Here is a 632-nt window from a genome sequence, read left to right on the forward strand (position 1 = left end):
CGACGGACATCGCGCAGCACGTCCTTGCTGCAAGAGGCGACATCAACCTCGTCGATCATGATTTCGCCGGAGGTCGGCGGAATGAGGCCGTTCAGCGTGCGCACCAGCGTCGATTTGCCGGAACCGGAAGGCCCGAGAATACCGACGGACTCGCCGCGGCCGATCTCAAGCGACATGCCCTTCAGCACATGGACGGCGGCCGAGCCCTTGCCGAGCGTCAGCTGGGCCTCGTGAAGCGTAATCAGGTTTTCCGACAAATTCGTTCCCGCTTTGAAATTCGTGATTGGCTGAACACATATAGGCAATACGTGCTGGTCATGCGTGTGGACCGGCGAAAGCTGTGAATGGAAAAGATTTAGGAGCCCCATCATGCGATTAAAAGCGTCATCACGAATAGTTTTTGCCGCACTCGCCCTTATTTCCGCGACCGGGCTCGCCCGCGCTGCCGAACCGGTGCAGCTCGTCGTTCTCGGCGACAGCCTGGTTGCTGGCTACGAGCTCGGCCCCGGAGAGGATTATCCGGCGAAGCTGGAGACGGCGCTGAAGGCGGCCGGCCATGACGTGACGATTGCCAATGCCGGTGTCTCCGGGGATACGACAAGCGGCGGGCTTTCGCGGGTTGACTGGTCGGT

The 632-nt window shown here is 60.6% G+C and carries 2 protein-coding genes; one reads left to right on the forward strand and one right to left on the reverse strand.

Features of this window, described 5'->3' with window-relative positions:
* A partial coding sequence (locus tag MD273_RS19115) for an ATP-binding cassette domain-containing protein (RefSeq protein WP_285229184.1) occupies window positions 1-257 on the reverse strand: 257 nt, incomplete at its 3' end.
* A gap of 112 nt (window positions 258-369) precedes the next feature.
* On the opposite strand from MD273_RS19115, the gene MD273_RS18630 reads away from it, so the two are divergent.
* A partial coding sequence (locus MD273_RS18630) for an SGNH/GDSL hydrolase family protein (protein ID WP_353050346.1) occupies window positions 370-632 on the forward strand: 263 nt, incomplete at its 3' end.

The organism is Marinobacter sp. C7 (assembly GCF_022343555.1).
In the GTDB taxonomy this organism is placed as follows: Bacteria; Pseudomonadota; Gammaproteobacteria; order Pseudomonadales; family Oleiphilaceae; genus Marinobacter.